Annotated in this window: 18 protein-coding genes and 3 tRNA genes; 8 read left to right on the top strand and 13 right to left on the bottom strand. The window is 50.2% G+C overall.

The annotated features are described in order from the left end of the window. Positions 1 to 40: 40 nt before the first annotated feature. Together HMY34_RS16510 and HMY34_RS16505 are read right to left on the bottom strand one after the other, a co-directional pair. Positions 41 to 424 (bottom strand): hypothetical protein, encoded by a 384-nt coding sequence (locus tag HMY34_RS16510; RefSeq protein ID WP_202716531.1) that lies wholly within the window; start codon positions 422 to 424, stop codon positions 41 to 43. A gap of 77 nt (positions 425 to 501) precedes the next feature. Further along, complete coding sequence (locus HMY34_RS16505) at positions 502 to 1,410, bottom strand: LysR family transcriptional regulator (RefSeq protein WP_202716530.1); 909 nt, start codon at positions 1,408 to 1,410, stop codon at positions 502 to 504. A gap of 162 nt (positions 1,411 to 1,572) precedes the next feature. Here HMY34_RS16505 and HMY34_RS16500 point away from each other — a divergent pair, with 162 nt between their 5' ends. From HMY34_RS16500 to HMY34_RS16480, 5 genes are all read left to right on the top strand, one after another. Continuing rightward, positions 1,573 to 2,991 (top strand): form I ribulose bisphosphate carboxylase large subunit, encoded by a 1,419-nt coding sequence (locus tag HMY34_RS16500; RefSeq protein ID WP_202716529.1) that lies wholly within the window; start codon positions 1,573 to 1,575, stop codon positions 2,989 to 2,991. 34 nt (positions 2,992 to 3,025) lie between these two features. Beyond that, positions 3,026 to 3,382 (top strand): ribulose bisphosphate carboxylase small subunit, encoded by a 357-nt coding sequence (locus HMY34_RS16495; protein WP_202716528.1) that lies wholly within the window; start codon positions 3,026 to 3,028, stop codon positions 3,380 to 3,382. A 136-nt stretch (positions 3,383 to 3,518) separates the two neighbouring features. Next, a complete protein-coding gene (locus HMY34_RS16490) occupies positions 3,519 to 3,830 on the top strand; it encodes a hypothetical protein (RefSeq protein ID WP_202716527.1) in 312 nt (103 codons plus the stop codon). Between the two features lie 25 nt (positions 3,831 to 3,855). Further along, positions 3,856 to 4,671, top strand: coding sequence for a CbbQ/NirQ/NorQ/GpvN family protein (locus HMY34_RS16485; RefSeq protein ID WP_202716526.1), 816 nt, complete (start codon positions 3,856 to 3,858; stop codon positions 4,669 to 4,671). Positions 4,672 to 4,689: 18 nt separating this feature from the next. Then, a complete protein-coding gene (locus tag HMY34_RS16480; protein ID WP_202716525.1) occupies positions 4,690 to 7,035 on the top strand; it encodes a nitric oxide reductase activation protein NorD in 2,346 nt (781 codons plus the stop codon). 91 nt (positions 7,036 to 7,126) lie between these two features. On the opposite strand, the gene HMY34_RS16475 is transcribed toward HMY34_RS16480, so the two are convergent. Continuing rightward, positions 7,127 to 9,013 carry a DUF7017 domain-containing protein gene (locus tag HMY34_RS16475; RefSeq protein ID WP_202716524.1) on the bottom strand — a complete coding sequence of 629 codons (1,887 nt, stop codon included), beginning with the start codon at positions 9,011 to 9,013 and terminating at the stop codon, positions 7,127 to 7,129. Next, positions 9,010 to 11,817, bottom strand: coding sequence for an ATP-dependent DNA helicase (locus HMY34_RS16470; protein WP_202716523.1), 2,808 nt, complete (start codon positions 11,815 to 11,817; stop codon positions 9,010 to 9,012). Before HMY34_RS16470 ends, HMY34_RS16475 begins: the two co-directional genes overlap by 4 nt. A gap of 159 nt (positions 11,818 to 11,976) precedes the next feature. Here HMY34_RS16470 and HMY34_RS16465 point away from each other — a divergent pair, with 159 nt between their 5' ends. Genes HMY34_RS16465 through HMY34_RS16455 form a run of 3 tightly spaced genes read left to right on the top strand, consistent with a single transcriptional unit; the run spans position 11,977 to position 13,067 of the window. After that, positions 11,977 to 12,312, top strand: coding sequence for a toxin-antitoxin system TumE family protein (locus HMY34_RS16465; protein WP_202716522.1), 336 nt, complete (start codon positions 11,977 to 11,979; stop codon positions 12,310 to 12,312). After that, entirely contained in the window at positions 12,293 to 12,637 is a 345-nt protein-coding gene (locus HMY34_RS16460) for an HVO_A0114 family putative DNA-binding protein (protein WP_202716521.1), read from the top strand. Before HMY34_RS16465 ends, HMY34_RS16460 begins: the two co-directional genes overlap by 20 nt. Positions 12,638 to 12,659: 22 nt before the next feature. After that, entirely contained in the window at positions 12,660 to 13,067 is a 408-nt protein-coding gene (locus HMY34_RS16455) for a helix-turn-helix domain-containing protein (protein ID WP_202716520.1), read from the top strand. A gap of 44 nt (positions 13,068 to 13,111) precedes the next feature. Here the strand turns inward: HMY34_RS16455 and HMY34_RS16450 are convergent. From HMY34_RS16450 to HMY34_RS16410, 9 genes are all read right to left on the bottom strand, one after another. Next, positions 13,112 to 13,185, bottom strand: a tRNA-Cys gene (locus HMY34_RS16450). 35 nt (positions 13,186 to 13,220) lie between these two features. Beyond that, positions 13,221 to 13,295: transfer RNA gene (locus tag HMY34_RS16445), tRNA-Gly, on the bottom strand. Between the two features lie 50 nt (positions 13,296 to 13,345). Then, positions 13,346 to 13,420 (bottom strand) — tRNA-Gly (locus HMY34_RS16440). Positions 13,421 to 13,492: 72 nt separating this feature from the next. After that, on the bottom strand, positions 13,493 to 15,502 hold the full coding sequence (ligA, locus tag HMY34_RS16435) for an NAD-dependent DNA ligase LigA (RefSeq protein WP_202716519.1): 2,010 nt from the start codon (positions 15,500 to 15,502) through the stop codon (positions 13,493 to 13,495). Between the two features lie 22 nt (positions 15,503 to 15,524). Beyond that, entirely contained in the window at positions 15,525 to 16,874 is a 1,350-nt protein-coding gene (rlmD, locus tag HMY34_RS16430; RefSeq protein WP_202716518.1) for a 23S rRNA (uracil(1939)-C(5))-methyltransferase RlmD, read from the bottom strand. Further along, the gene (locus HMY34_RS16425) at positions 16,871 to 17,650 is read right to left on the bottom strand and encodes a 3'-5' exonuclease (protein ID WP_202716517.1); all 780 of its coding nucleotides are present in this window, start codon (positions 17,648 to 17,650) and stop codon (positions 16,871 to 16,873) included. The genes rlmD and HMY34_RS16425 overlap by 4 nt, the downstream gene beginning before the upstream one ends. A gap of 22 nt (positions 17,651 to 17,672) precedes the next feature. Further along, positions 17,673 to 21,860 (bottom strand): DEAD/DEAH box helicase, encoded by a 4,188-nt coding sequence (locus HMY34_RS16420; RefSeq protein WP_202716516.1) that lies wholly within the window; start codon positions 21,858 to 21,860, stop codon positions 17,673 to 17,675. Continuing rightward, on the bottom strand, positions 21,844 to 23,040 hold the full coding sequence (locus tag HMY34_RS16415; protein WP_202716515.1) for a Wadjet anti-phage system protein JetD domain-containing protein: 1,197 nt from the start codon (positions 23,038 to 23,040) through the stop codon (positions 21,844 to 21,846). Before HMY34_RS16415 ends, HMY34_RS16420 begins: the two co-directional genes overlap by 17 nt. Before the next feature lie 8 nt (positions 23,041 to 23,048). Continuing rightward, positions 23,049 to 23,429, bottom strand: a complete 381-nt coding sequence (locus HMY34_RS16410; protein WP_202716514.1) for a CU044_2847 family protein — start codon at positions 23,427 to 23,429, stop codon at positions 23,049 to 23,051. Positions 23,430 to 23,477 lie beyond the last annotated feature (48 nt).

Here is a 23,477-nt window from a genome sequence, read left to right as displayed (position 1 = left end):
CGGGATTATACCAGAAAAAGTATGGATGTGTGCGTTTGCGTTAAGCGCTTTGCTTGCCTAATGCACCTTCCACATCGGATTCAGCAATCGGAAAACGCAAGGTCAGCAACAACGGAAACCGTTCCGTCAACCGCGCCAACTGGTGGGCATATTCGCGATCGTAAAATACCACCACCCGCGTATCCGGTGTGCGCTGCACCACTGCCATCATCGACTCCAAACTGCTGGTGCGATCCCGAAAATCCGACTGAAAGTTAAACTCCGCGACGATCACCGCAGGCGTGTTTTTCTTCAGAAACTGTAACACCTTACGCATACTGGTTTGCTTTTCGACGCGAAAACCGAGGCGCTCATACAAAGCGGTAAAATCGGGATAACCGCCCAATTCGACAATACTCAACAGCAATTTTTGGCATTCTGGCATTCCGGGTGCTCCTGCATGAAAGAACGCCATCATGCCACAATCCGTAGAGACGCAAAATCTTGCGTCTCTACCCTGCCCTACGCATTCCGTACAAAACGCGGGGCTTCCGCCATCACAAACTGCTTAAACTCGCGCGCAATCGGCGACAGCCGTTTACCTTTGCGCATTACGACATGCCAATGGCGATGAATCGGGAAATTTTCCACCTGCAAAATCACCAACCGCCCGCTATCCAGTTCCGGCTGAATCGTGTGCATTGACACAATCCCCAGCCCCAAGCCCGCCTCTACCGCGTGTTTGATGGTTTCATTGCTGCGCATTTCCAACGAATTTTTGCAACTGGCATTGTATTTATGCAAATGCCGTTCGATCGCGCTGCGTGTCCCCGACCCTTTTTCTCGCACAATAAAGCGTTCCGCCAACACATCACTCAGCAACAGCGGGCGACCAATGCTTACCAGCGGATGCGTCGGCGCGGCAATCACCACCAGCGGATTTTCCATCAAACGTTCGGATTGCAAACCATGGCCTTTCGGCGGTTCACCCATGATCACCATGTCCGGCTCGTGATTTTCCAACTGATCCAGCAAGGTGTGGCGGTTGGTCACGTCCAGCGTGATATTGATGCCTTCGTGTTGTTGTGAAAACTCTGCCAGCAATTGCGTGACGAAATAATTAGCCGTGGTTGCCACCGAGACAACCAAATGCCCGCCTTTCGTGCCTTTAAGCTCTTTCATCACCCCCAGCATGTCGTTGTGAGCCTGTAATACGCGGCTGGCGTAATGCTGCACTTCCTTACCAATTGGGGTTAAGCACATTTTTTTGCCTTGACGTTCAAACAATGCCAGCCCGCTATCCTCCTCCAACTGCTTGATTTGCATGGAAACAGCCGGTTGCGTCATGAACAGCTTTTCCGCCGCACGGGTGTAACTTTCGTATTGTGCCACCGCTTCAAAAATGCGGATTTGGCTTAATGAGTATGGCATCTGTCCCTCCTAAAAACATCAGCGTTGCTTATATTTACACGTTTCATTATTGAGTTTCAATTATACCTACTGTTTGGCATACTTCTCCCCCATCAGCAGGCAGTGCTTGTTGTTTAGGCAAAAACACTTTTTTCTTATAACCTCGTTGGAGGAACTCACTTCATGGCAAAGAATTACAGCGCAGGTGTTAAAGAATACCGCGAAACTTACTGGATGCCGGACTACACCCCGAAAGACACCGACATCCTTGCTTGCTTCAAAATCACTCCTCAAGCGGGCGTACCGCGTGAAGAAGTAGCAGCAGCGGTTGCGGCAGAATCTTCCACAGGTACATGGACAACGGTTTGGACTGACCTGTTAACCGATCTGGACTACTACAAAGGGCGTGCTTACGCGATTGAAGACGTACCCGGCGATGACACCTGCTTCTACGCTTTCGTGGCATACCCGATCGACCTGTTTGAAGAAGGTTCAGTCGTAAACGTACTGACTTCATTGGTCGGTAACGTGTTTGGTTTCAAAGCGTTACGTGCACTGCGTTTGGAAGACATCCGCTTCCCTATCGCTTACGTCATGACGTGTAACGGCCCGCCACAGGGTATCCAAGTCGAACGCGACATCATGAACAAATACGGTCGTCCACTGTTGGGTTGCACCATCAAGCCAAAGCTGGGTCTGTCTGCGAAAAACTACGGTCGGGCGTGCTACGAAGGTCTGCGCGGCGGTTTGGACTTCACCAAAGACGACGAAAACGTTAACAGCCAGCCGTTCATGCGCTGGAGACACCGTTTCGACTTCGTAATGGAAGCGATCCACAAAGCGGAAGCGGAAACCGGCGAGCGCAAAGGTCACTACCTGAACGTTACCGCGCCTACCTCTGATGAAATGATGCGCCGTGCGGAATACGCCAAAGAAATCGGTGCGCCGATCATCATGCACGACTACCTGACCGGCGGTCTGTCAGCGAACACCCAATTGGCGCAATGGTGCCAAAACAACGGGATGTTGTTGCACATCCACCGTGCGATGCACGCGGTACTCGACCGCAACCCGCACCACGGTATCCACTTCCGCGTACTGACCAAGATTTTGCGTCTGTCCGGCGGCGACCACCTGCACTCCGGTACAGTTGTGGGTAAATTGGAAGGCGACCGCGAAGCCACCTTGGGCTGGATCGACATCATGCGCGATTCCTTCATCAAAGAAGACCGTTCACGCGGTATTTTCTTCGACCAAGATTGGGGTTCAATGCCGGGCGTTATCCCTGTCGCATCCGGTGGTATCCACGTCTGGCACATGCCTGCGCTGGTTAACATCTTCGGTGATGACTCCGTATTGCAATTCGGCGGCGGCACACTGGGGCACCCGTGGGGCAATGCAGCAGGTGCAGCGGCTAACCGTGTCGCGGTTGAGGCTTGCGTTGAAGCGCGTAACATGGGTCGTGAACTGGAAAAAGAAGGTAAGGACATCCTCACCAATGCAGCGAAGTCTAGCCCTGAACTGAAGATCGCTATGGAAACATGGAAAGAAATCAAGTTCGAGTTCGACACCGTTGACAAACTTGACGTTGCTCATAAGTAATTGATTCGTTAAACCTTATTTTGGAGTACATCACATGAGTGATATGCAAGATTACAAATCAAGCTTAAGCGATGCTGGCAGCCGCAAGTTTGAAACTTTCTCCTACCTGCCTGCGATGAATGCGGAACAAACGCGCAAGCAAATCCAGTACATCATCAACAAAGGCTGGAATCCGTCCATCGAACACACTGAGCCACAGAATGCGTTTGCCAACTACTGGTACATGTGGAAATTGCCAATGTTTGGTGAAACCAATGTTGACGCGATTCTGGCGGAACTGGACAACTGCCACGCTGCACACCCGAACAATCACGTTCGTTTGCTCGGCTTGGACAACTACGCGCAATGCGCCGGTGCATCTATGGTTATCTACCGTGGTAAAACGGTTTAAAAGACCCTCACCCCCTATCCCCCTCTCCCGCAAGCGGTAGAGGGGGAGTAAGATGCGATTCTTCTTAGCCCCTCTACCTTTGGGAGAGGGGTTGGGGTGAGGGTTTTTTACTTATACACATCACAGGAAATACGCCATGAACAAGCCCAGCACTTACATCGGTATCGACAAAGATCTGCAAGGTGGCATGACCACGATTGGCAAGATTATCCGCGACGCTTGGGTATTTGGCATTTTGCCTGAAACACAAACTTGTGAAGGCTGGAACCTAGCCGGGATTGACTCCGTGTTACAGAAGGTCAATGCCGAGTGGGACAAATACGGTTGCTTAGTCAGCCGCCTACCACCTGATTTAGCCGAACGCCATCAACGCTTTCACGGTGCTGCCATCGAAAAAGCCCGTGCCAATGGCTGGTGCGGCGAGCATGAAACCGACGACGAAGATTAACCCTGCGAGAAAATGAGGTCGCCTTATGTCTGCTACTACTGTTGATCCCAACCAATACCTCGTTAAAAACGAACCTTATTACGAAGCGGTTGGTGACGAAATCGCTTTGTACGAAGCTGCCTATAGCGCACGTATGCCGATGATGCTCAAAGGGCCAACAGGTTGTGGTAAATCGCGTTTCGTCGAACACATGGCATGGCGGCTGAAACGCCCACTGATTACCGTAGCGTGTAACGAAGATATGACGGCCTCCGACTTGGTGGGGCGTTTTTTGCTCGACAAAGACGGCACGAAATGGCAAGACGGCCCTTTAGCTACTGCCGCCCGCATCGGCGCAATTTGCTATTTGGATGAAGTCGTCGAAGCACGCCAAGACACCACCGTCGTGATTCACCCGTTGACCGACCACCGCCGCAGCTTACCGCTGGACAAAAAAGGCGAGTTGATCGAAGCGCACCCTGATTTCCAATTGGTGATTTCCTACAACCCCGGCTATCAGAGCTTGATGAAGGATTTGAAGCAATCGACCAAGCAACGTTTCGGTGCGTTGGATTTTGACTACCCGCGTGAACAGGTCGAAGTCGCCATCGTTTCCAAAGAATCCGGCGTGGATGAAAAGACCGCCGCCAAATTGGTACAAATTGCACACCGGGCGCGTAACCTCAAAGGTCACGGGCTGGATGAAGGGATTTCCACCCGTTTGCTGGTGTACGCAGGACAATTGATTAGCAAGGGCGTTACGCCGCTGGCTGCCTGCTCGATGACGATGGTGACACCGTTGACCGACGACCCCGATATGCGGGATACGCTGAATGCGGCGGTGCAGACGTTCTTTGGGTAAACCAAACGGTAGGCAATTATGGCAATCCATCTTGAAGAGTATCGGGAATTCCTCGAAAAAATAACGCCACGGGTGCGTGATGTCCTCGATGGTTCGTACCAAGAAGCCACACGGGTGATGTCACCAGCCGGATTGCTGGATTATCTGGACGGTGCAAAAGCCATTCAGAAACTCGGTCGTGGCGAAGACCTGCTCATCACCTATTTGCAGGAAATGCCGCTGGTTGCCAAAGAATGCGGCGAAGACATTATCCCCGATGTGGTCACGTCAGCGATGAAACTGTCGTCGATGGTATCCGGTGAAGTGATTACGCTGATGATTTCCAGCCTGCCTACCGCGTCACGGCATTTGGGCGATGCGGAATTGGTGCGCGGCTACCTGACGTTTATTCACCAGTTTTCCTCGACAGCGGCACGCGGCTTGCGCCCGATGCTGAATCACATGGATGAATTGCTCTCCAAACTCACCTTGAGCGGCTTGCGTCGCTGGGCGAATTTTGGTGCGCAAGCCTACCGCCGAGATTTCAATAACCTCACCAAATACTTTGATCTGGAATCGGCGGATAGCCGCGCAACCTTGCAAAAAGAACGGCGCGGGGTGTTGTTCGTCAAAACCCAGCGCAAACTGAATTTCTACCTGCGGGCATTGTGGGCGCGTGACTTTTTCCTGCGTCCGACGGGTGCGGATTACACCGATTTTCGACCCTACATCGAACACCGTATTTTTCACATGCCGGATGCGGTGGATGATATGGGCGATATTCCGGGGCTGGAATTGTACCGCGCCACCGCCGCGCACATGGCTGCGCATTTGATGTATACCCGCAAGGCATTGTCGGCGGAACAGCTTAGCCCTGCGCAATTGTTTTTCATCGGTTTTATGGAAGATGCGCGGGTCGAATACAAAGCCACGCAAGCGTTTCCGGGGCTGAAAACCTTGTGGAGTCGGCTGCTGACCGCGAATTATGATGGCGCGGTGGAACACCCAACCATGCGTTTGCTGGAAAACATTGCGCTGATGTTGCTCGATGAGCAGGTGACGGGTGCGGGTGATGAAGCGATTAGCTCGTTCGTGGCGAAATTCCACGCCAATATCGCGGAAAAACAGGATGATGGGCAGTTCTCGTGGTTGATGGGAGTGGAACTTTACAACCTGTTTGCGGGGCGGCGTGAAGTGCCGAGCTTGCGAATTCTGGAGCGCATCCGCATCCCTTACCGCGATGACAACCGTTACGTTTGGACGATGGAAGAAATGACGTGGGATGTTGGCTTTGAATACGTCCCCGCCAGCCAGCGGCAGGTGCGCCGTCAGGTCAATGTGATGATGATGGCAAACGAGGTTGATTGCGAACTCGCGGGCGATGACGCGCAGGAAATCTGGACGTGTTCCACCGAAATGCGCCCGTATGAAGACGATTTGACCGATAACACCAAAACTTTCAATGAGATGTGGGGCAAAGAGCCGGTTTCTGAGCCGTTTCATTATCACGAATGGGATTACCACATTCAGTTGCACCGCCCCGATTGGGTGACGGTGTACGAACGTCGCCAGCAACGCGGTGATCCTGATGATATTCGGGCGATTATTGACGCTTACCGTCCGGTGGCGCATCGCATTAAACAGATTATCGACTTGCTGACGCCCGATGGAGTGCAACGCCAACGCGGGCTGGAAGATGGCGACGAAATCGACATTAATGCGGCGGTGGATGCGATGATTTCGATCCGCATGGGCGAACAGCCGAACCCGCGCATTACCATGCGCAATGTCATTAAAAACCGTGACTTGGCGGTGGTGGTGTTGCTGGATTTGTCGCAATCTACCAATGAGGCGATGAAGGGTTCGGACAAAACGGTGCTGCAATTGACCCGTGAAGCCTCCACGCTGGTGGCGACGGCGATTGAGGGCATTGGCGACCCGTATGCGATTCACGGCTTCGCGTCGGATGGGCGGCACGATGTGCAGTATTTCCGCTTGAAGGATTTTAATCAGCACTTTGATGATGAGGCGAAATCGCGCTTGGCGGGGATGAAGGGTGGGCTTTCCACGCGCATGGGGGCAGCGTTGCGCCATTCCGCATACCATTTGCACAAGCAACCGGAACGCCGCAAACTGATTTTGTTGGTGACGGATGGCGAACCGGCGGATATTGATGAGCGCGATCCGCAGCATTTGCGCTTCGATGCGAAAAAGGCGGTGGAGGAGCTGTACGCCACGGGTGTGCAGACGTATTGTTTGACGCTTGACCCGCACGCGGATGATTATGTAAAGCGGATTTTCGGGCAGAATAATTACACGGTGATTGACCATGTGGATCGGTTGCCGGAGCAGTTGCCGGTGTTGTTTGCGAGTTTGACGAAGTAAGGAATTAAGCCAGCAAAAGCTGCTGGTAATCCTGCGAATACCATTAATCTGCGTGCGAATAAATATGTGCGGGATATTTCAGATAAGCATCTTAAATTGAAATAGCCCTCCAACCCCAACTTGCCTTTTTTCTGTTGTAACTTAACACTGCAACACCTGAAATTTTTTTCCCATCGACAACTTGGTATTCAGTTACTAAAGGTGGTGATATAAAGATATTACTTTTGGTAAAACCCATACCATTCGACACACGAACCTCTTCAGAAAATTCTTTTTTTATCAATGCACTAGGAATCAGGCTTGTTATGGCAGCATGAATAATACGGTGTTCAGTCCCTTTTTTTGATGTATGTTGAAATAACTTAACAGCTATAGCATCACCTTCTTTACATTCTCCTTCTAGTTCTCTAATTGGCACAACACCATCTATATTCCGATCGACAATAAAGTGAATAACGCCCCTCTCCTCATTTACATGATCAATCACACCAATTTTCTCTGTAAAAATATCCCATAACTTTACAGTATGTCTTTCCTCGATCACATATACTTGAAATCGTTGATTGCTATCAAATTCCCCTTTTATACGCAGCCCAGCTCCCAGTGTTAATTTTCTGTATGGAAATTTCGATTCTGACATACTTACTTCTATCGGCTCGTCCGAAATTTTTACAAATATTTTTCGCCTCGGTTTGTCTTCCTTACCCGGAATCGTGAATTTTTCGCCGACATTTGCATTAATCCATTGCAGTGTACTAAATAGTAGTGACTCCGCAACTGAAGTATTCGCTTTATAATAGTCTAAATTAGATGTGTTAGTCTGGGTTGCTGCATACCATGCTTGCGAACTGATTCGGATGGCATCTTCGGGCATATGCTGTGATTCTCTTTCTCTAAAAGCCAAGACTCTCTCAACTTCGTATTTAGCTCTAGACAATTCACCAACATCTACCAGACGCTGAGCAAGTTTCAGCCTAACCTTTCCAGTAAACTTATCATCAGTCGAACACAATAAAGCCTTACAATAACAACTAAGCGCATTACTAAGATTAGTGCCAGCACAAATATCACCCAATAAGTCCCAAGCCCAGTAATCATTAACCTTTGACTTTACGACATCCAACCCAAATATAAAAGCATCATCATACTTATCTAATGCCAACAAAAGCTTAGCTTTATTAAGCTTTAGCCAGATATTATCTGGATATTGATCAATGGCAGAATCAACATAAGGCAAAATATAGTTCAAATATTCAAGATTATCTGAACTTACCGCTTTTTTACTAGCCTGCTGAATCACTTTTTCCGCCAATGATGGGAAATCCTTACCGTTATTATCGCGATAACGTTCAAAATCTTCTGGACGTAGATATTCCAGATTCCATTGATATGAAAAAACCATCATATTGAATTGATCTTGTGCTGTAATTTTTACCGCAAGCTGAAGAAAACAGGAATGAAGTAGTGAAGGTTTCTCAACATCTAGCTTGAGATAGTCATTCAGGTTTCGCTTAATAATACCAAGATTTACATTTTCTTTAGCTACTAATTCCTTAGAAATTTTGTATAATTCCCAACCAAAACTAGTTTGAATCTCCCGATCGGCTGAACTTGCCATCCAAACCTTACGATAAAGACTTGCAGCTTCCTCATGCTTGTTCTCTTTGCTTAATGCCTTTGCCTGACTGATTAATTGACCATGAGGATTACAAAGTGACAATACGTTCCGTATTCCTCGCTGCAACACATCATCGGTCGGAAACGTTTTAATGCTTTCCAATTGTTGGCGATATAGAATCAAGTTTTGCTGATTTTCAGCATTCACCTCTCGTTTGATTAAATCAATCAAACACCAAGCTAACGCTTTGAAATCCCAGTCATCAACACTCGGCTGATTCGTCAACTGCAAAGCCATTTGGTAGGCATCATCCAGTGCGCCTTCTTTGCGTTTCGCAAATACTTCTTTACTGGTAATCATGAATTCATACCCTTAGTTAATAGCTCTTCAATCTTGCCGACTAACGTTCCTCGCGAACATTGTGCAATGACTGCCTGACAACGGGTAAACTGGCTTTTCCCGTTATACCAAATATCGTATACGGCACGTTCCTCATCTTTGACAAAAGTGTATCGCTGAGACCATTGCTGTTCTACTACATCCTGAACAGTAATACTGTTTTCAGTAGTCAAAGCTAGAATTCTCTGGTGAAAATCATTCAAAAAAGACTTCTCAAAGTTAAACTCATGAATCGTTTTAATAGTGCTTATAACTATCGGCAACCCTTGAAGCGGTGAAAGCAAACTGACTATTTCATTACTCATTTCCGTTGATTGTGATGTCGTTATACGAGTGATTTTACCTTTGCCATTGTAGCGCACATCAATATGGGAGAATTCGTCACCACGCCTAAAAAGATAAGCCTCTTGGTATTGGTGGTGAGTGATACTATCAATTACAATTCCTTTACCATCGACCAATTTGCGTAATTCTTTCAAAATGGCTAATCGGAATGGTGCATTTTGTGGGATGCCAAATGTATCCAAAGCACCGGACACATCAATAGATGAAGTTTTTTGAAAATTACTTCCTTCGTCTATGAGCTGTTGCCCTAGATTAATACCTATATTTGGAACAGACTTAATTCCGGCTCCCAGTTTAAGATGAGGTGGATCAAGTAGATACAATTTTTGCGTCGTTCGAGTAATTGCTGTATAGAGCCAACGAAAGTAATCAGATGTCAGTTGGTTTTGATGGCTTTTACACTTCACAAAAACATTATTCCATTCACTACCTTGTGCTTTGTGACAAGTAATAGCATAGCCAAATTTAAGACGCAATGCATTGAAGTAAGGATCAATTTTCAGCAACTGCTTAAACTCCTTGCTTTTCCTTGGAATGTTATTGTTACGTATGCAGAAGTCGAGATACAGTGCCTTATTCTGATCAGAAGATAACCCAGGCTCTTTATCATAAAGTAAATTTTCAATAATTTTTGCGTGGAAAAAATATGGAGTGCCATCCAGATTTTTAAAACCAATTTTCACTTCTCTAAATATCAATTCAACCTGGATTTCTTCAATTTCCTTTGAATCTTGGTTTTTTCTTTTGAGTGTAATTCTGCGTTTTTCTGAATTTTCCAGTACTTTGCTAATTAAGCCAAAATCGCCATTGGATATAAAAATACCATGAGCGTCACTGTTTGCCAGTGCCATCACCTTGTCGCCACGAGCTATTTCTGGGCAATTTGGAAAGAAATGCTCTCGAATCATATGATTGTAATCAGCAACATCTGCATTAGAGTGTGCAATAATGATAGATTCCCCATTAATTTCATTATTGCAAGACTCTAGGTAATGAGATATTAAGTCCTGGTATTCTACCTGTGTCACGTCGGAGTACTTGAAGTCAATATCTAACTGATTAAACACATTTTCCTGTAATGCCTTGCGAAGCGGTATTGAGTTCTTAATGACACCGCTTTCAGCTTTCTGACGTACTACCTCCGTCAACTCGAAGTCTGTAGAATGCACATGATGTTTATTAAGTAGGTATTCTGCATTCAGAGCCGGTGAAGCATTCATTCCAATGGGCGGTAATTGTGCATTATCACCGATAAAAATTACTTTCTTACGATGATCGTTGTGATCCAGATTAACAAATTTGAGAAAATCAGAGAGTAAATAGCCAGTACCAAAACGAAAGAATTCTGCCTCCTGATAAACATCAGAAATCATAGATGCTTCGTCCACAATATAAACCGTGTCAACAGAGTGTTCATTTACTGCTATTTTTGCATAGAATTTGAATGTTTCTGTACCATCAATGTCATCATCACGATACTCAACAATATCATGAAATGAATAAATGGTTTTATGAATCGTATAAGCGGGTGAATTCGTTTTAAGGGCAATAACTTTGGAAGCTTTACCAGTTGGAGCCGCTAATATATAGTTACGACCAATAGCACGAAAATATTCTGTCAATCCCTTAGTGATAAAGGTTTTACCTGTACCTGCGTAACCTTTGAGTAGAAAAATGTTATGTTCTTTACTATTAATAAACTGATTAAGTCGGTTAATCAACTCTGTCTGCCCATCATTAAGGGTATATTCTGCAAAAATATCATGCATATTGATCAGCTTGCGGGTGGTTTCGACTTGAAAATCTATCGTACTGGCTGCTTGGGCAGCCGAGTTCTTGAAAGTTTGAAGTTTGACCTGATCCAGTGACTGGTTGAGTACCGCCACTTCTGCCAGCGCAGCTTTCTCCGACTTTTTCAGTCTATCTAATTCATCTTTGGCAGCTACCAACTGTCGAGTTAGATTCTCCTTTACCTGATTGAGTTCGTTCAGACGATCTGGAGGCTTAACAGGAATAGTATACGCAGGGTATTCATCGTAAATGTCGGCACTGTAGGTTTTATAGAACCATTGACCGATCAAGTAAGCTTCTTTGATCAGAGAAAGAGCATCATCTTTGTCTATGCTGCGACCATGAGCTGCTTTGTTACCCAGCACACGAATAGCATGGAGTTTGTGGAGAACAGCCTCATCAACAATTTCTTGGAAAGCCGTAGCCTTTAGTTTCCCGAAAAAATCATCAGGAGACTCACAAGGTAGGTTTAGTTCTCGGTAAAGAATGCCCACTAGGTTTTCTGCAAAGCAGCGAAGCTTGATTGTGGTTGTATGAGGATCTGAGTACACATACTCTTCGGCAAAACGGGCATATTCATACAAATATGGCCAGCGAGATTTCAAGGGCTGGAAATTAGTTGACTGCATTTCTTTGTGGAACGCTGAAAAATAAGGCCATCATTGTAACCACATTACCAGCACAAGATCATAAGTATTTTACACTTGATGAAAGGAGAATGAGGGGGATAAGTTGCCCACCCAAGCTACAGTTACGATGTTCGATTCTTCCAAAAACGCGTCTAATCATTGTTGACTGCCATCGCCAGTGTTGTTATCTTCTCCAACATGAGTGCTACCGAAATCTTCCAACGCCGCATTGTCTTATCTGCCAATAGCTTCGCAGAGTTGGTGGCGTGGGAGTTGTCCTCACCTGTGCGTGGCAGTTTGCATCACTACAAATATCGCCTTGCGTTCGTGGTCGATGGCACTTGTGTGGTGCGCTATGACAATGAAGCAGGCAAAGGCGACCACAAGCATCTTGGCGAACAGGAAGTAGCCTGTACCTTCACAAGCATTGATCAACTGGTTTCGGACTTTTATACCGATGTAATGAGGTGGCGCGATGAACACAGTCATACTTGATGTCCGCACGTTGAAAGATTCACTGGCAGACTTCACCAAGGCATTAACAACTGGGGCAAGCTCCACACCCCGCATCAGTTTTGAAACTCCTGAACTGTTATGGCAAACCCTAACGATCAAACGTTGGGAAATCCTCAAAGCTATGACCGGATGCGGCGTTCTATCTATCCGTGAAGTGGCTCGGCGAGTGAACCGTGATGTGAAAGCCGTACACGGCGACATTCACGCCTTGCTCAATGCTGGCTTGTTGAAAAAATCAGACGATGGTGTTTTATTCCCCTATAGCGGTATTCACGTTGATTTTATGCTGCAAGCTGCTGCCTAAGTATCGTGGAGGGACTAATCTCATGGGTGCAATCGCCGTTAAAACTGCAATGGAACACTGGTGCTATGTTGCGCCGCTGCTGCTGTTGCCCCAAACCGAAGATGACTACAACGCACTGGTTGAAGCCTTAGATACTGTGTTGGATGCAGGCGGAGCGGATGAAACCCATCCCCTCGCTGCTCTGGCTGATCGCATGGGTGAATTGGTTTCCCAATACGAAGAGGCTCATCTGCCGCCAATTCCTGCTACTGGCATTGATGCGCTCCGCTTCCTGATGGAAAGCCAGGATGTCAGGCAAGCGGATTTAAGCGAAGTTGCCAGCCAAGGCGTTATTTCCGAATTACTCAGTGGCAAACGCGATTTGAATGTACGACAAGTTCGAGCGTTGAGCGAACGTTTCAGCGTCCCCGCTCAAGTATTTATTGAGTAATTAGAATTATTTTTGATCTAAAATGGTGAATTTTAGCAGGATGATGGAGGCCGAACTCAGAATCGAACTGAGGTACTCGGATTTGCAATCCGGTACATTACCACTATGCTATTCGGCCTTTGTTGTGGGTAAGACCACTGTGCAGAAGAAAATTGGAGCGGGAAACGAGGCTCGAACTCGCGACCCCGACCTTGGCAAGGTCGTGCTCTACCACTGAGCTATTCCCGCATTTGACTTGTTACAAAAAGCACGGATGGTATGCGTACTTTCTTTGAATTTGGAGCGGGAAACGAGGCTCGAACTCGCGACCCCAACCTTGGCAAGGTTGTGCTCTACCACTGAGCTATTCCCGCTGAACAGGTTGCGAATAATAAAGATCAGCGCTGATTCTGTCAACCTGTGAAGCGGTTTTTTTTACAATGACGTTATGAGTGGTTCAATAAGGCCGATAAAGCGGCCTCATCCAGCACCTCCACGCCAAGGCTCTGCGCTTTGTCCAGCTTTGAACCCGCATTTTCGCCCGCAATCAACGCCGTGGTTTTCTTGGAAACGCTGCCCGACACTTTCGCCCCTAACGCTTCCAGATCGGCTTTGATGTCCTCACGCGCACGGCTGAGCGTGCCGGTAATCACGTAAGTCTTGCCCGCTAATGGCAAGGCTTCGGCAGGCTTGGCTTCGTAGTTTGCCCAATGTACGCCCAAATCACGCAAGTGCTGGATGGTATCGCGGTTGTGTGCTTCTGCGAAAAACTGGGCAACATTCGCCGCCACAATCACACCAATGTCCGGCACTAGTTTCAGCGTTTCTTCGTTAGCGGCTTGAATCGCTTCCAGTGAGCCGAAATAGCGTGCCAAGCCTTTGGCAGTGCCTTCACCTGCATTGCGGATACCTAGCGCGTAAATAAAGCGTTCTAGCGTGGTGGATTTGCTGCTTTCGAGCGCGGCAATGAGGTTTTCGGCAGATTTTTTACCCATGCGTTCCAACGCGGCAACCGCTTCAACATCCAGACTGTAGAGGTCGTCAACGTGGCGGATCAAACCGGCATCAAACAATTGTTCCACCATTTTGTCGCCCAAGCCGTCGATATTCAGGGCTTTGCGTGAGGCGAAGTGTTTGATGGCTTCTTTGACTTGCGCGGGGCAATACAAACCACCGCTACAGCGGGCAACGGCTTCACCTTCGGGGCGTTGCACCTCTGAACCGCACACAGGGCAATGGGTGGGCATCACAATCGGTGCAGCACCAGCTGGACGGCGGTCGAGGATGACACTGGCAACTTCGGGAATCACGTCCCCTGCCCTGCGCACGATCACGAAATCGCCGATACGCACATCCTTACGCTCGATTTCATCCATATTGTGCAAGGTCGCATTGCTGACAGTCACGCCACCGACGAATACCGGTTTGAGGCGTGCCACGGGTGTGAGTGCGCCGGTGCGCCCGACCTGGAAATCAACGCCTTCGAGTTCGGTGATTTCTTCTTGCGCGGGAAATTTATGCGCGATTGCCCAACGCGGTGCACGGCTGATGAAACCCAGTTCCTGCTGGGTGGCAATGCTGTTGACTTTATAGACCACGCCGTCGATGTCATAGGGCAAGCCGTTACGCCGTGCGCCAATCTCGCGGAAATAGTCCAGACAGCCTTGCGCCCCCTGTACAATGCGAATATCCGGGCAAACCCGCAAACCCCATGCGCGGAATTGTTGCAGAATCGCGAAATGCGTATCCGACACTGTGCCTCCATCAACCTGCCCTACCGCGTAGCAAAAAATATCCAGCGGACGTTGTGCAGTGAGACGCGGATCCAGTTGGCGCAAACTGCCTGCTGCGGCATTACGCGGGTTAACGAAAGTTTTTTCGCCCAAGGCCCGCATTTTCGCATTGAAGGCTTCAAACCCGGCTTTGGGCATGTAGATTTCACCACGCACTTCCAACACCGCCGGATAACCTTCGCCCAGCAACCGCAATGGCACAGAGGCAATGGTACGCACATTGTGGGTCACATCTTCGCCGGTTTCGCCATCGCCACGGGTGGCAGCGCGGGTAAATGCGCCGTTTTCGTAGAGGATGCTGATCGCCAAACCGTCGAGCTTGGGTTCGGCAACGAATTCGGTTTCAGCGTCGGATTTGAGGCGGTCGTGGATGCGTTTGTCGAACGCCAGTAATTCTTCATCGCTGAACACGTTGCCCAATGACAGCATCGGGATAACGTGCTTAATTTCGCCAAATTCGGTGAGCGGTGCTGCCCCGACACGCTGCGTGGGCGAATCGGGGGTTATCAGATCCGGGTGTGCGGCTTCAAGGCTTTGCAACTCGCGGAACAGACGGTCGTATTCCACGTCGGGGATTTGCGGGTCGTCCAGCACGTAGTAACGGTGGTTGTGGTAGCGCAGTTGTTCGCGCAGGGTTTCAAGCTGTTGTTGTACTTCTTGCATGGGAGTTCCCTTGTTATTTCTCTTATTTTTCAAATACCGCAATCGACTCAACGTGCGAGGTATGCGGAAACATATCCATCACGCCCGCCCCAACCAGCCGGTAGCCGTGTTCATGCACCAGCTCGTAAGTATCCCGTGCCAGCGTTGCGGGGTCACACGACACATACACAATACGCCCCGCGTTGAGCTTGCCAAAATGGGCAATGACTTCTTTCGCGCCCGCACGCGGTGGGTCGAGCAAAATCTTGTCGTAGCGGTTTTTCTTCAACCAGGGTTCGTGCTGCAATTTGTCACCCATCAGGTTACAAACATGGTAATCGGTATTCATAATGCCATTGGCATGAGCCGCTGCACGGGCGCGTTCTACCATTGTTTGTTCGCCTTCCACGCCGATGACTTGCGCCGCCATCCGTGCCAATGGCAGGGTGAAATTGCCTAGGCCACAAAACAAATCCAGCACGGTATCGGTCGGTTCGGGCGCAAGCAATTCCAGCGCACGCGCCACCATTGCACGGTTCAGCGGCTGGTTGACTTGAATAAAGTCCAGCGGCATGAAATTAACCCGCGTATTGAATTGCGGGTGTTCGTAATACAACTCTGGGTTTTCAGGGTAAATGCAATGAACAGTTTCGGGGCCTTTGGGCTGCAAATATATCTGGTAGTTGAACTGCTTGCCAAATGCCAGCAGCTTGGCGGTATCGCCCTCGGAAAGATCTTCCATGTGGCGGAAAATCAGCGCGGTAGCGTTATCACCATCACCGACAGCGGTTTCGATTTGCGGGACAGACTCACGCGCATCCAAACTAGCAATCAGCGCTTGGAAGTCGTGCAAATGTTCGCCGATACTGGGATGCAGGATTTCGCAGCGATTGAGTTCGGCGAGAAAACCGCCTTCTTTTTCGCGGAAGCCGACGAGCGCCTTGTCTTTTTTGCGTACCCATTTTGCACCAAGGCGGGCTTTGCGGCGGTATGCCCAGCCGTCAGCGGTCAATGGCGCAAACACGGTTTCTGGCTCGGCTTTGCCGATGTGTTTGAGGTTGCTGAGCATGGCGCGTTGTTTGTGCTTAATTTGCGCTTCCAGTGACAGGTGTTGCCAGCTACATGCGCCGCATACGCCGAAGTGTTCGCACTTGGGTTCAACACGATCCGGCGACGGCGTGAGGATGGTTTCGACCTTGCCGATGTCATGCTTTTGCTTGTGCGACGTATAGCGGAATTCAACGGTTTCACCAGGCAATGCACCATCGATAAACACGGTTTTGCCGTCAACGTGGGCAACGCCTTGACCTTCGAGGGTGAGGGATTCGATGGTGGTTTCGATCAGCGGGCTATTTTGCACACCCTTGGATTTTCTGTTTCTGTGTCGGCTCATGCGCTCGCCTCCCATGCGGCTTCAAATGCTAGTAAATGTTCCTTGCCGGAATGTTGTAAATGTTTGCGCACTAATTCGCACTCGCTATTGTATTTGTCGATGAGAATATGCCCGCGCATCAATTGGAAACGCAGGTAAACCAACCAGGTATTCAGCACATCGGTTTCGCAATAGTTGCGGATGTCGGCAAGTTTGCCTGCCTGATACGCATCCCAGACTTTTGCGCCGCTCATGCCCATTTTGCCGGGGAAACCGAACAGCGAGGCAAGTTCGTCCAGTGGTGCATTGGCGCGTCCGCTGTAGAGTGCCAGCAAATCCATCAAGTCGGTGTGGCGGGTGTGATAGCGGCTGATGTAGTTGTTCCACTTGAAACTGCTGTCGTCTTCGCCCATGTCCCAGTAGCGTGGGGCAGAAATTTTGTGCTTCATGGCGCGGTAGTGGATCACAGGCAGGTCGAAACCGCTGCCGTTCCACGAGACGATGGTGGGGGTGTAGCGGTCGATGCCGTCGAAGAAGCGTTGCAGGATTTCTTTTTCATCGGCGGATTCGTCGCCTAGCGTCCAGACTTTGAAGTCGTCGCCTTTGCCACGAAAGGTCACTGAAATGGCGACGATTTTGTGCAGGTGATGTGCCAGAAACTCCGTGCCGGTTTTCTGGAAACGCAGGTGGTACATGGCTTTGGCGATGCCGTCAGCGTCGAGGTCGCCAAGGTCGTAGAGTTTGCGCCCGCCTTCAATGTCGGGGATGGTTTCGATGTCGAAAACTAAAGTGTTCAATTTAATATCCTTTGGTAACTATTCATACGCCGCCACGAATCATTTCAAGCATATCCTTCGCCGACAACTTGCCGCTCACATCTGAGCCTTCCAGCAAACTGTCCGCCAAATCGCGCTTGAGGGCGTGCAGTTTAACAATTTTTTCTTCAATCGTGTTTTCCGCCACCAAGCGGTACACCGTCACGGGGCGTTGTTGTCCAATGCGGTGTGCACGGTCGGATGCCTGATCTTCCACCGCCGGGTTCCACCACGGATCCATGTGAATCACGTAATCCGCCGCCGTAAGATTCAAGCCAAACCCGCCCGCCTTGAGGCTGATCAGGAAAATGTCGCCTTCGCCATGCTGGAACGCATCGACCCGCTCCTTGCGCTGTTCCATCGGAGTCGAGCCGTCCAAATATTGGTAGTGGATGCCCTGCCCGTCCAGCCATTCGCGCAACAACGTTAAATGTTTGACGAACTGACTGAATACGAGTGCTTTGTGCTGATTTTCGCGCAATTCCAGCACCAATTCGCCGAATGCCTGCAATTTGCTGGACGGCAAAGCACTTCCCGGCATCGCCAGTTGCGGATGGCACGCCGCCAGACGCAAACGGGTAATTTCTGCCAATACTTGCAAATGCTTGTTTTCACCCTCGGCGGTTTCTTCGCTAAGGCGCTCCAAAGCTTGTTGGCGCAAGGCTTCGTACAAAGCCATTTCCGCATCACTCAAGCTCACAGAGAGGGTAATTTCCGTGCGCGGCGGCAATTCCTGCAATACCTGATTTTTGGTACGGCGCAACATGAAGGGCTGTACCAATTTTTTCAGCGCGTGGCGGCTCTTGTCGTCTTGGTCGCGTTCAATCGGGGTTTGGAAGCGTTCGCCGAACTTTTGCTGCGAGAACAACAGCCCCGGATTGAGGAAACGGAACAAACTCCACAATTCACCCAGATGGTTTTCAATCGGCGTACCCGTGGTGACAAGCCGGAAATCGCCCTGCAATTGGTAAGCAGCTTGGGTGCGTTTGGTGTTGGCGTTCTTAATGGCTTGCGCTTCATCCAGCACAATCGTTGTCCAACGAATCGCTTGGAAAGCCTCCGTGTCTTGCTGCAACAGCCCGTAGCTGGCAATCAACAGGTCATGCGGCTGCAAATCATCCAGCAAGGCTTGGCGGTCTTTACCGCGATAAAACACCGGACGCAACGACGGGGCAAAACGTTGGCATTCGCTGTACCAGTTATTGCACACCGATACGGGGGCAACCACCAACGCCGCGCCCTTGTCGGCACGCGCCAGCAGCAGACCCAGCGTCTGCACAGTTTTGCCCAAACCCATGTCATCTGCCAGACAACCGCCCACACCCCATTCCGCCAAACGCATCATCCAGCGGAAACCCTCCGTCTGGTAGTCGCGCAAATCCGCCTGCAAATTGGCAGGCACGACTGGCTGGCTATTACGCACGTTTTTCAGCTTGGTGACTTGTGCTTTCCAGTGTTTATCGGTTTCAAGTTTGCCTGCTTCGTCGATGAAATCTTCCAGCGCCATACCTGCGAGTGCGCCGACTTTCAAACCCTGTTTGCCGGAGGTTTCCGCATAGGCGCGTAAGGTATCAAGCTTTTTCTGGAACTGGCGCGTCAGGGTGAGGAATTGCCCATCTGCCAGTTGCACGAAACGCCCTTTCGCGGTTTGGCTGAGATCGAGCAATTGGCGCAAGGTCAACACAAGGTTTTCATCAACGTACAACTTGCCGTCGATGTCAAACCAGTCGCCGGACTGCTTGATCTTGAGCGAGAGGTTGTTGCCGCTGACTTGCTGGGTAATGCGCAGCTTTTCGCCTTCCGGCCATGCCAGGGTTACCTTGTCGCTGAGGGCATGGAGTTGTTGCAGGGCTTCGAGGCATTGTTCGGGGTCATCCAACAGCAGGTCATCGCTGGAGTCTTCCCAAGTGGATAAGGCGGGGCAATCTTGTAGCAGAGCGTCCGCCTGTTTGCGCTCTTGCTTGAGGTTGCGGGTGGTTTTGAGCAGCTTGCGGTCAACTTCGGTCATGGCATTGCTGCGCCCACTGCCCGGTGGAAAGATTGGGCCAATGTTGCCGAAGGGTTGCACACGCATCAGCATTCGCAAGCCTTCGCCCCACGGCAATAGGTGGATGTGCAAACGCGGATCGGCTTCGACCGTTTCAGCGTTATCCATGCCTGCAATGTCGGACTGAATGGTGATCAACGGCGCAAGTGCAGACAGGGTTTGGCGGACAGTCGCTTCCGCTTCGTTGGGGACAAGCAAGCCGGACTTGCCCAAAATGCTGTGCAATTGCAACACGCTGGCGGTGAGTTTATAGAGCTTGAGTTGCAGAGTGGTTTCTTCCACCACAAAATAGCTGTCGGCTTTGTATGCGTCGCTGGGATGCGGTAATTCGGGGAATAGCTTGATGCGTAGCTTGCCCTTTTCCTTAAGGATTTGCAGCTCTTCACGACCTTGCTGGATGTCGAGCGGGGAATTCGTCGCTCCTACCCAGAATACACGCGGATGCCCGATCAGGTGCTGCCACGCATTAGCAATGTGCAGTTCGTAGCTTTTTTCGTAATAGCCATAGCTGTAAAGGTGGATGCTTTGGCAAAGTCGGCGGTCTTCATCAGTCAACGCAGCAACGGTTTCCGGTTCGGTGGCCAGGCGTTTCAGAGCGATATTGCGCCCCGCCGACCAGCCCGCTTTGGTGGCTTTTTGTAAGGTCGGATGCATGGAATAATCGGTTTGGGAAGCGTATTTTTGCTTGCTTAATTCCCAGATGACCCGTTCCGCGCCGACTTTGGCAGTTCCGGCAGACTTGCTGGGGGCTGTTGCACCCAGACGCTGCAAAGCCAGCAAGGTACGTTCCCACACGGGTTGGGGTTGGTACAGGGTAATCAGCGGTTGTGTGCCTGCCTCGGTGCGCGCGGCAGCAGATAAATCGACATAGTAAGACTTGCGTTTATCTTTGCTGGGTAGCAGTTGCGCTAATGCGGCGGCGTATTCGTTTGCCAACCATGTATAGCCAATGCTGACCATCTGCTGATAGCGAATAACAGCCGTTTCTAACCATGCGCTGGGGATGGTTTGCTCTAACCAATGGCGCACGATCAAAGCAAACAGGAAGGATAGCGGCGTTTGTTGCCAAGCTTCCACGTCATTATCCAGTGCCTCCGACTTACCCAGCAGGCGCGAATTGGCAAAATACGCAAGTGCCTGATAGCTTTCATTATGTGCGCTAAACTCTCTGAAATAGGCCGGAACTTCTTTGATAGATTTATCTGAGCCATCCAGCAAGAGCGCGAGGACATACACGACTTCCAATGGTGTGCCGTACAACGCCTTGCGGCTGTTTTGACGCTTGCGTAGCAGTTTCAATCCCGTTTGATACAGACTGATAGCTTCATCGCGCTTGCCTTGGGAAAGTGCTTGCGCCGAAGCAAACAGATGCCAGTATTCCAAACGCACCCCGCTATCGGCTGGCGGTTGTGCCGCTAAAGGGCTTGCCCATTGTTGGCGCTGGAACAATTGCCAATAATACGTGCCACCAAACACTGTCCAGAGTGCGCTGGTATCCATCTGTTCGGCTTGCAGCAGTTGCTGGCAATGCGCCCAAAGTGGGCTGGCATTCTCGTTATTCTTGTCAGCCACTGATAAATAAATCGGGGCGATAAATTGCAGGAAAATGGTTTCAGGAATAAACGGTAGCCACGCGGGATCAAGCGTGTTTCCCCACAGCGTGAACCACGGATGTGGGCGAAATTTTGCGTTACTCGCGTACTGTCGGTTGGCATGTTCCAGCAGTTTCGCCAGCCATTGACCATTATTTCCCAGCAATACCTGTAGACGTAAATCACGCAAGGCATGGTTCACATCTGCCCAGAACTCATGAGCATAGGCATGACGCGGGGCTTCGGGACTGAGATTTTCCACGACGATGTTTGCCCAGTTGACAAAACGCCCTTCACGCAAGCTACGACGGGTCAATTCGTCACGAATTTCATCCACACAAGCGTAATAATTAACGCTATTGACCGTCAGAAAACCGAGGTTGACCAGATCGTTCAACAAGGGGCGTAATACTTTGACATCCACCGCCACTGGGGAAAGTTTTGACAACGGCGTAGCCGCTATCGGTGCATAGATAATGGACATGAATTCCAGCAACTGCTGGGTGCTTTCGGTGAGCTGGAGAAATTTTTGTTCGTCAAATATCGAAGTCATGTGTCAACTGGGTCAATTGTTGTTGGAGATAAGCCATCGGGATGCGTTCCTGTTCCAGCCGCTGGTGGGTTTGTTGCAAGTGCTGGTAAACGGCGACTTCTTCCGGCTGCAAATGCTGGAGTATATCAGCACAGCGGGCGTTTTCCGGCTCTTCGACGCATAAATGCGCGTATTGCTGCAAGGTTTGCGTATCCATCAGCAGGGATTGGGTGTGCGGAAAATGGCGGCGCATCCGCGACAGGATCGAGAAGCCGTGGGTGTCGAGGTCGCCCCAGTAAATCAGCGGACGGGTATGCAGCCAAGGGATTTCTGCCAAAGCATCCACGCCGTAGCCAAGGCCGAAAATCACGATGGCTTGCGCGTTGTCGGGAAAACTCAGGCCGTTGGTTTTGTTTTCGGTGACAAACACGCGCTGGCAAGGGATTTCCCATTGCGCCAGTTGCGATAACGGCAGGCTAACATCGGTTATGCCTGCAACGGGGCTGAGGGCGGTATCCAGCAAGCGCAGGCGTAACAGCGGTTCGTCGTATTTCAAGCCATAACGGCGCTCGAAACCGTATTGGCGCAGCCCCGTACTATCGGGGTCGATGGCTGATTCTGGCAGCACGGCATCCAGCAATTCGCTCAAAATGGCTTTGTGTTGCCCGATGAATTTGCTGTCCACGCCGGGAATATCGAGTTCGCGCAGGTAACGCTCAGGGCGCGGATGGTGCAGGAAATAGCGGCATACTGCGAGTAAGGCAGACCAGACTGATGCGTGTTCCATCAGTTTGGTGGGGTATTTCAGCAGCCATGCGCGTAGGACTGGGAATTCGGCGGCGGTTTCTAGCCCGGTTTGGTACAGGGTTGGGAATGCCTGTTTTTTCTGGATGAAGCGCAGCAAGTCATCGCGGGTGTCGAAGCTGATTGTATCCGGCAACAGTTGTGCGCCGAGTTGGCGGTGTTGCACTTCGCGGTAGCTGATGCGGTAGCCGTAGCCTTTTGCCTCAACGCTGGCTTGTTTGAGGGTGGTGATCCAGCCGCGCACTTGGGCGAACTGTTCCATCTGTGCGCTGGCGTTTGGCTTGCGGAAGGGGATTTCCCACGGGAACAGCTCGCCCGCTGCCCATGCGTCTTGTAGGATGCGCCCGCTGTCCCAGAGTTTTTGGGCTTTGGTGCGGATGTCGGCGGGGGTGATCATGTCAGCAATTATGCGTCTTTCTTCGGGGAAAACTCCACGGTCACATTGACTGAGCCTTCGGCTTTGCCACTGGTGATGAAGGGAATGCCAGCTTCACCACCAAGGGTAATGCCGAACTCCAGCGTTACCTTGTCCACATTGCCGAAGGCGGAATCTTGCAGGGCTTTGGCGGCAGTGTCGGACATGGCGCGGATTACATCGCCGAGTTTGTCTACGGCTTTATGGGCTTGGGTTGCCAAACCTCTGGTGGTGTCGCCTTTGCGTTCAAAACCGCCGCCGCGTGTGACGGGTTGTGTTTCGGCTGGGGTATCGGCAAAGGTGATGTTTTCATTCACTTGCACGTATACCCATTGCCCGTTTTCCAGTTCCATTGCTTTCAGCGTTGCCATGCGGTTTACCTTTTGTCGTGTGGAGTTTTCATACTACCATAGGGGCGT

This window comes from Thiothrix subterranea (assembly GCF_016772315.1).
GTDB classification, from domain to species: Bacteria; Pseudomonadota; Gammaproteobacteria; order Thiotrichales; family Thiotrichaceae; genus Thiothrix; species Thiothrix subterranea.
Note: the sequence above shows the minus strand (reverse complement) of the source record. Positions and strands in the feature narration are given on the sequence as shown.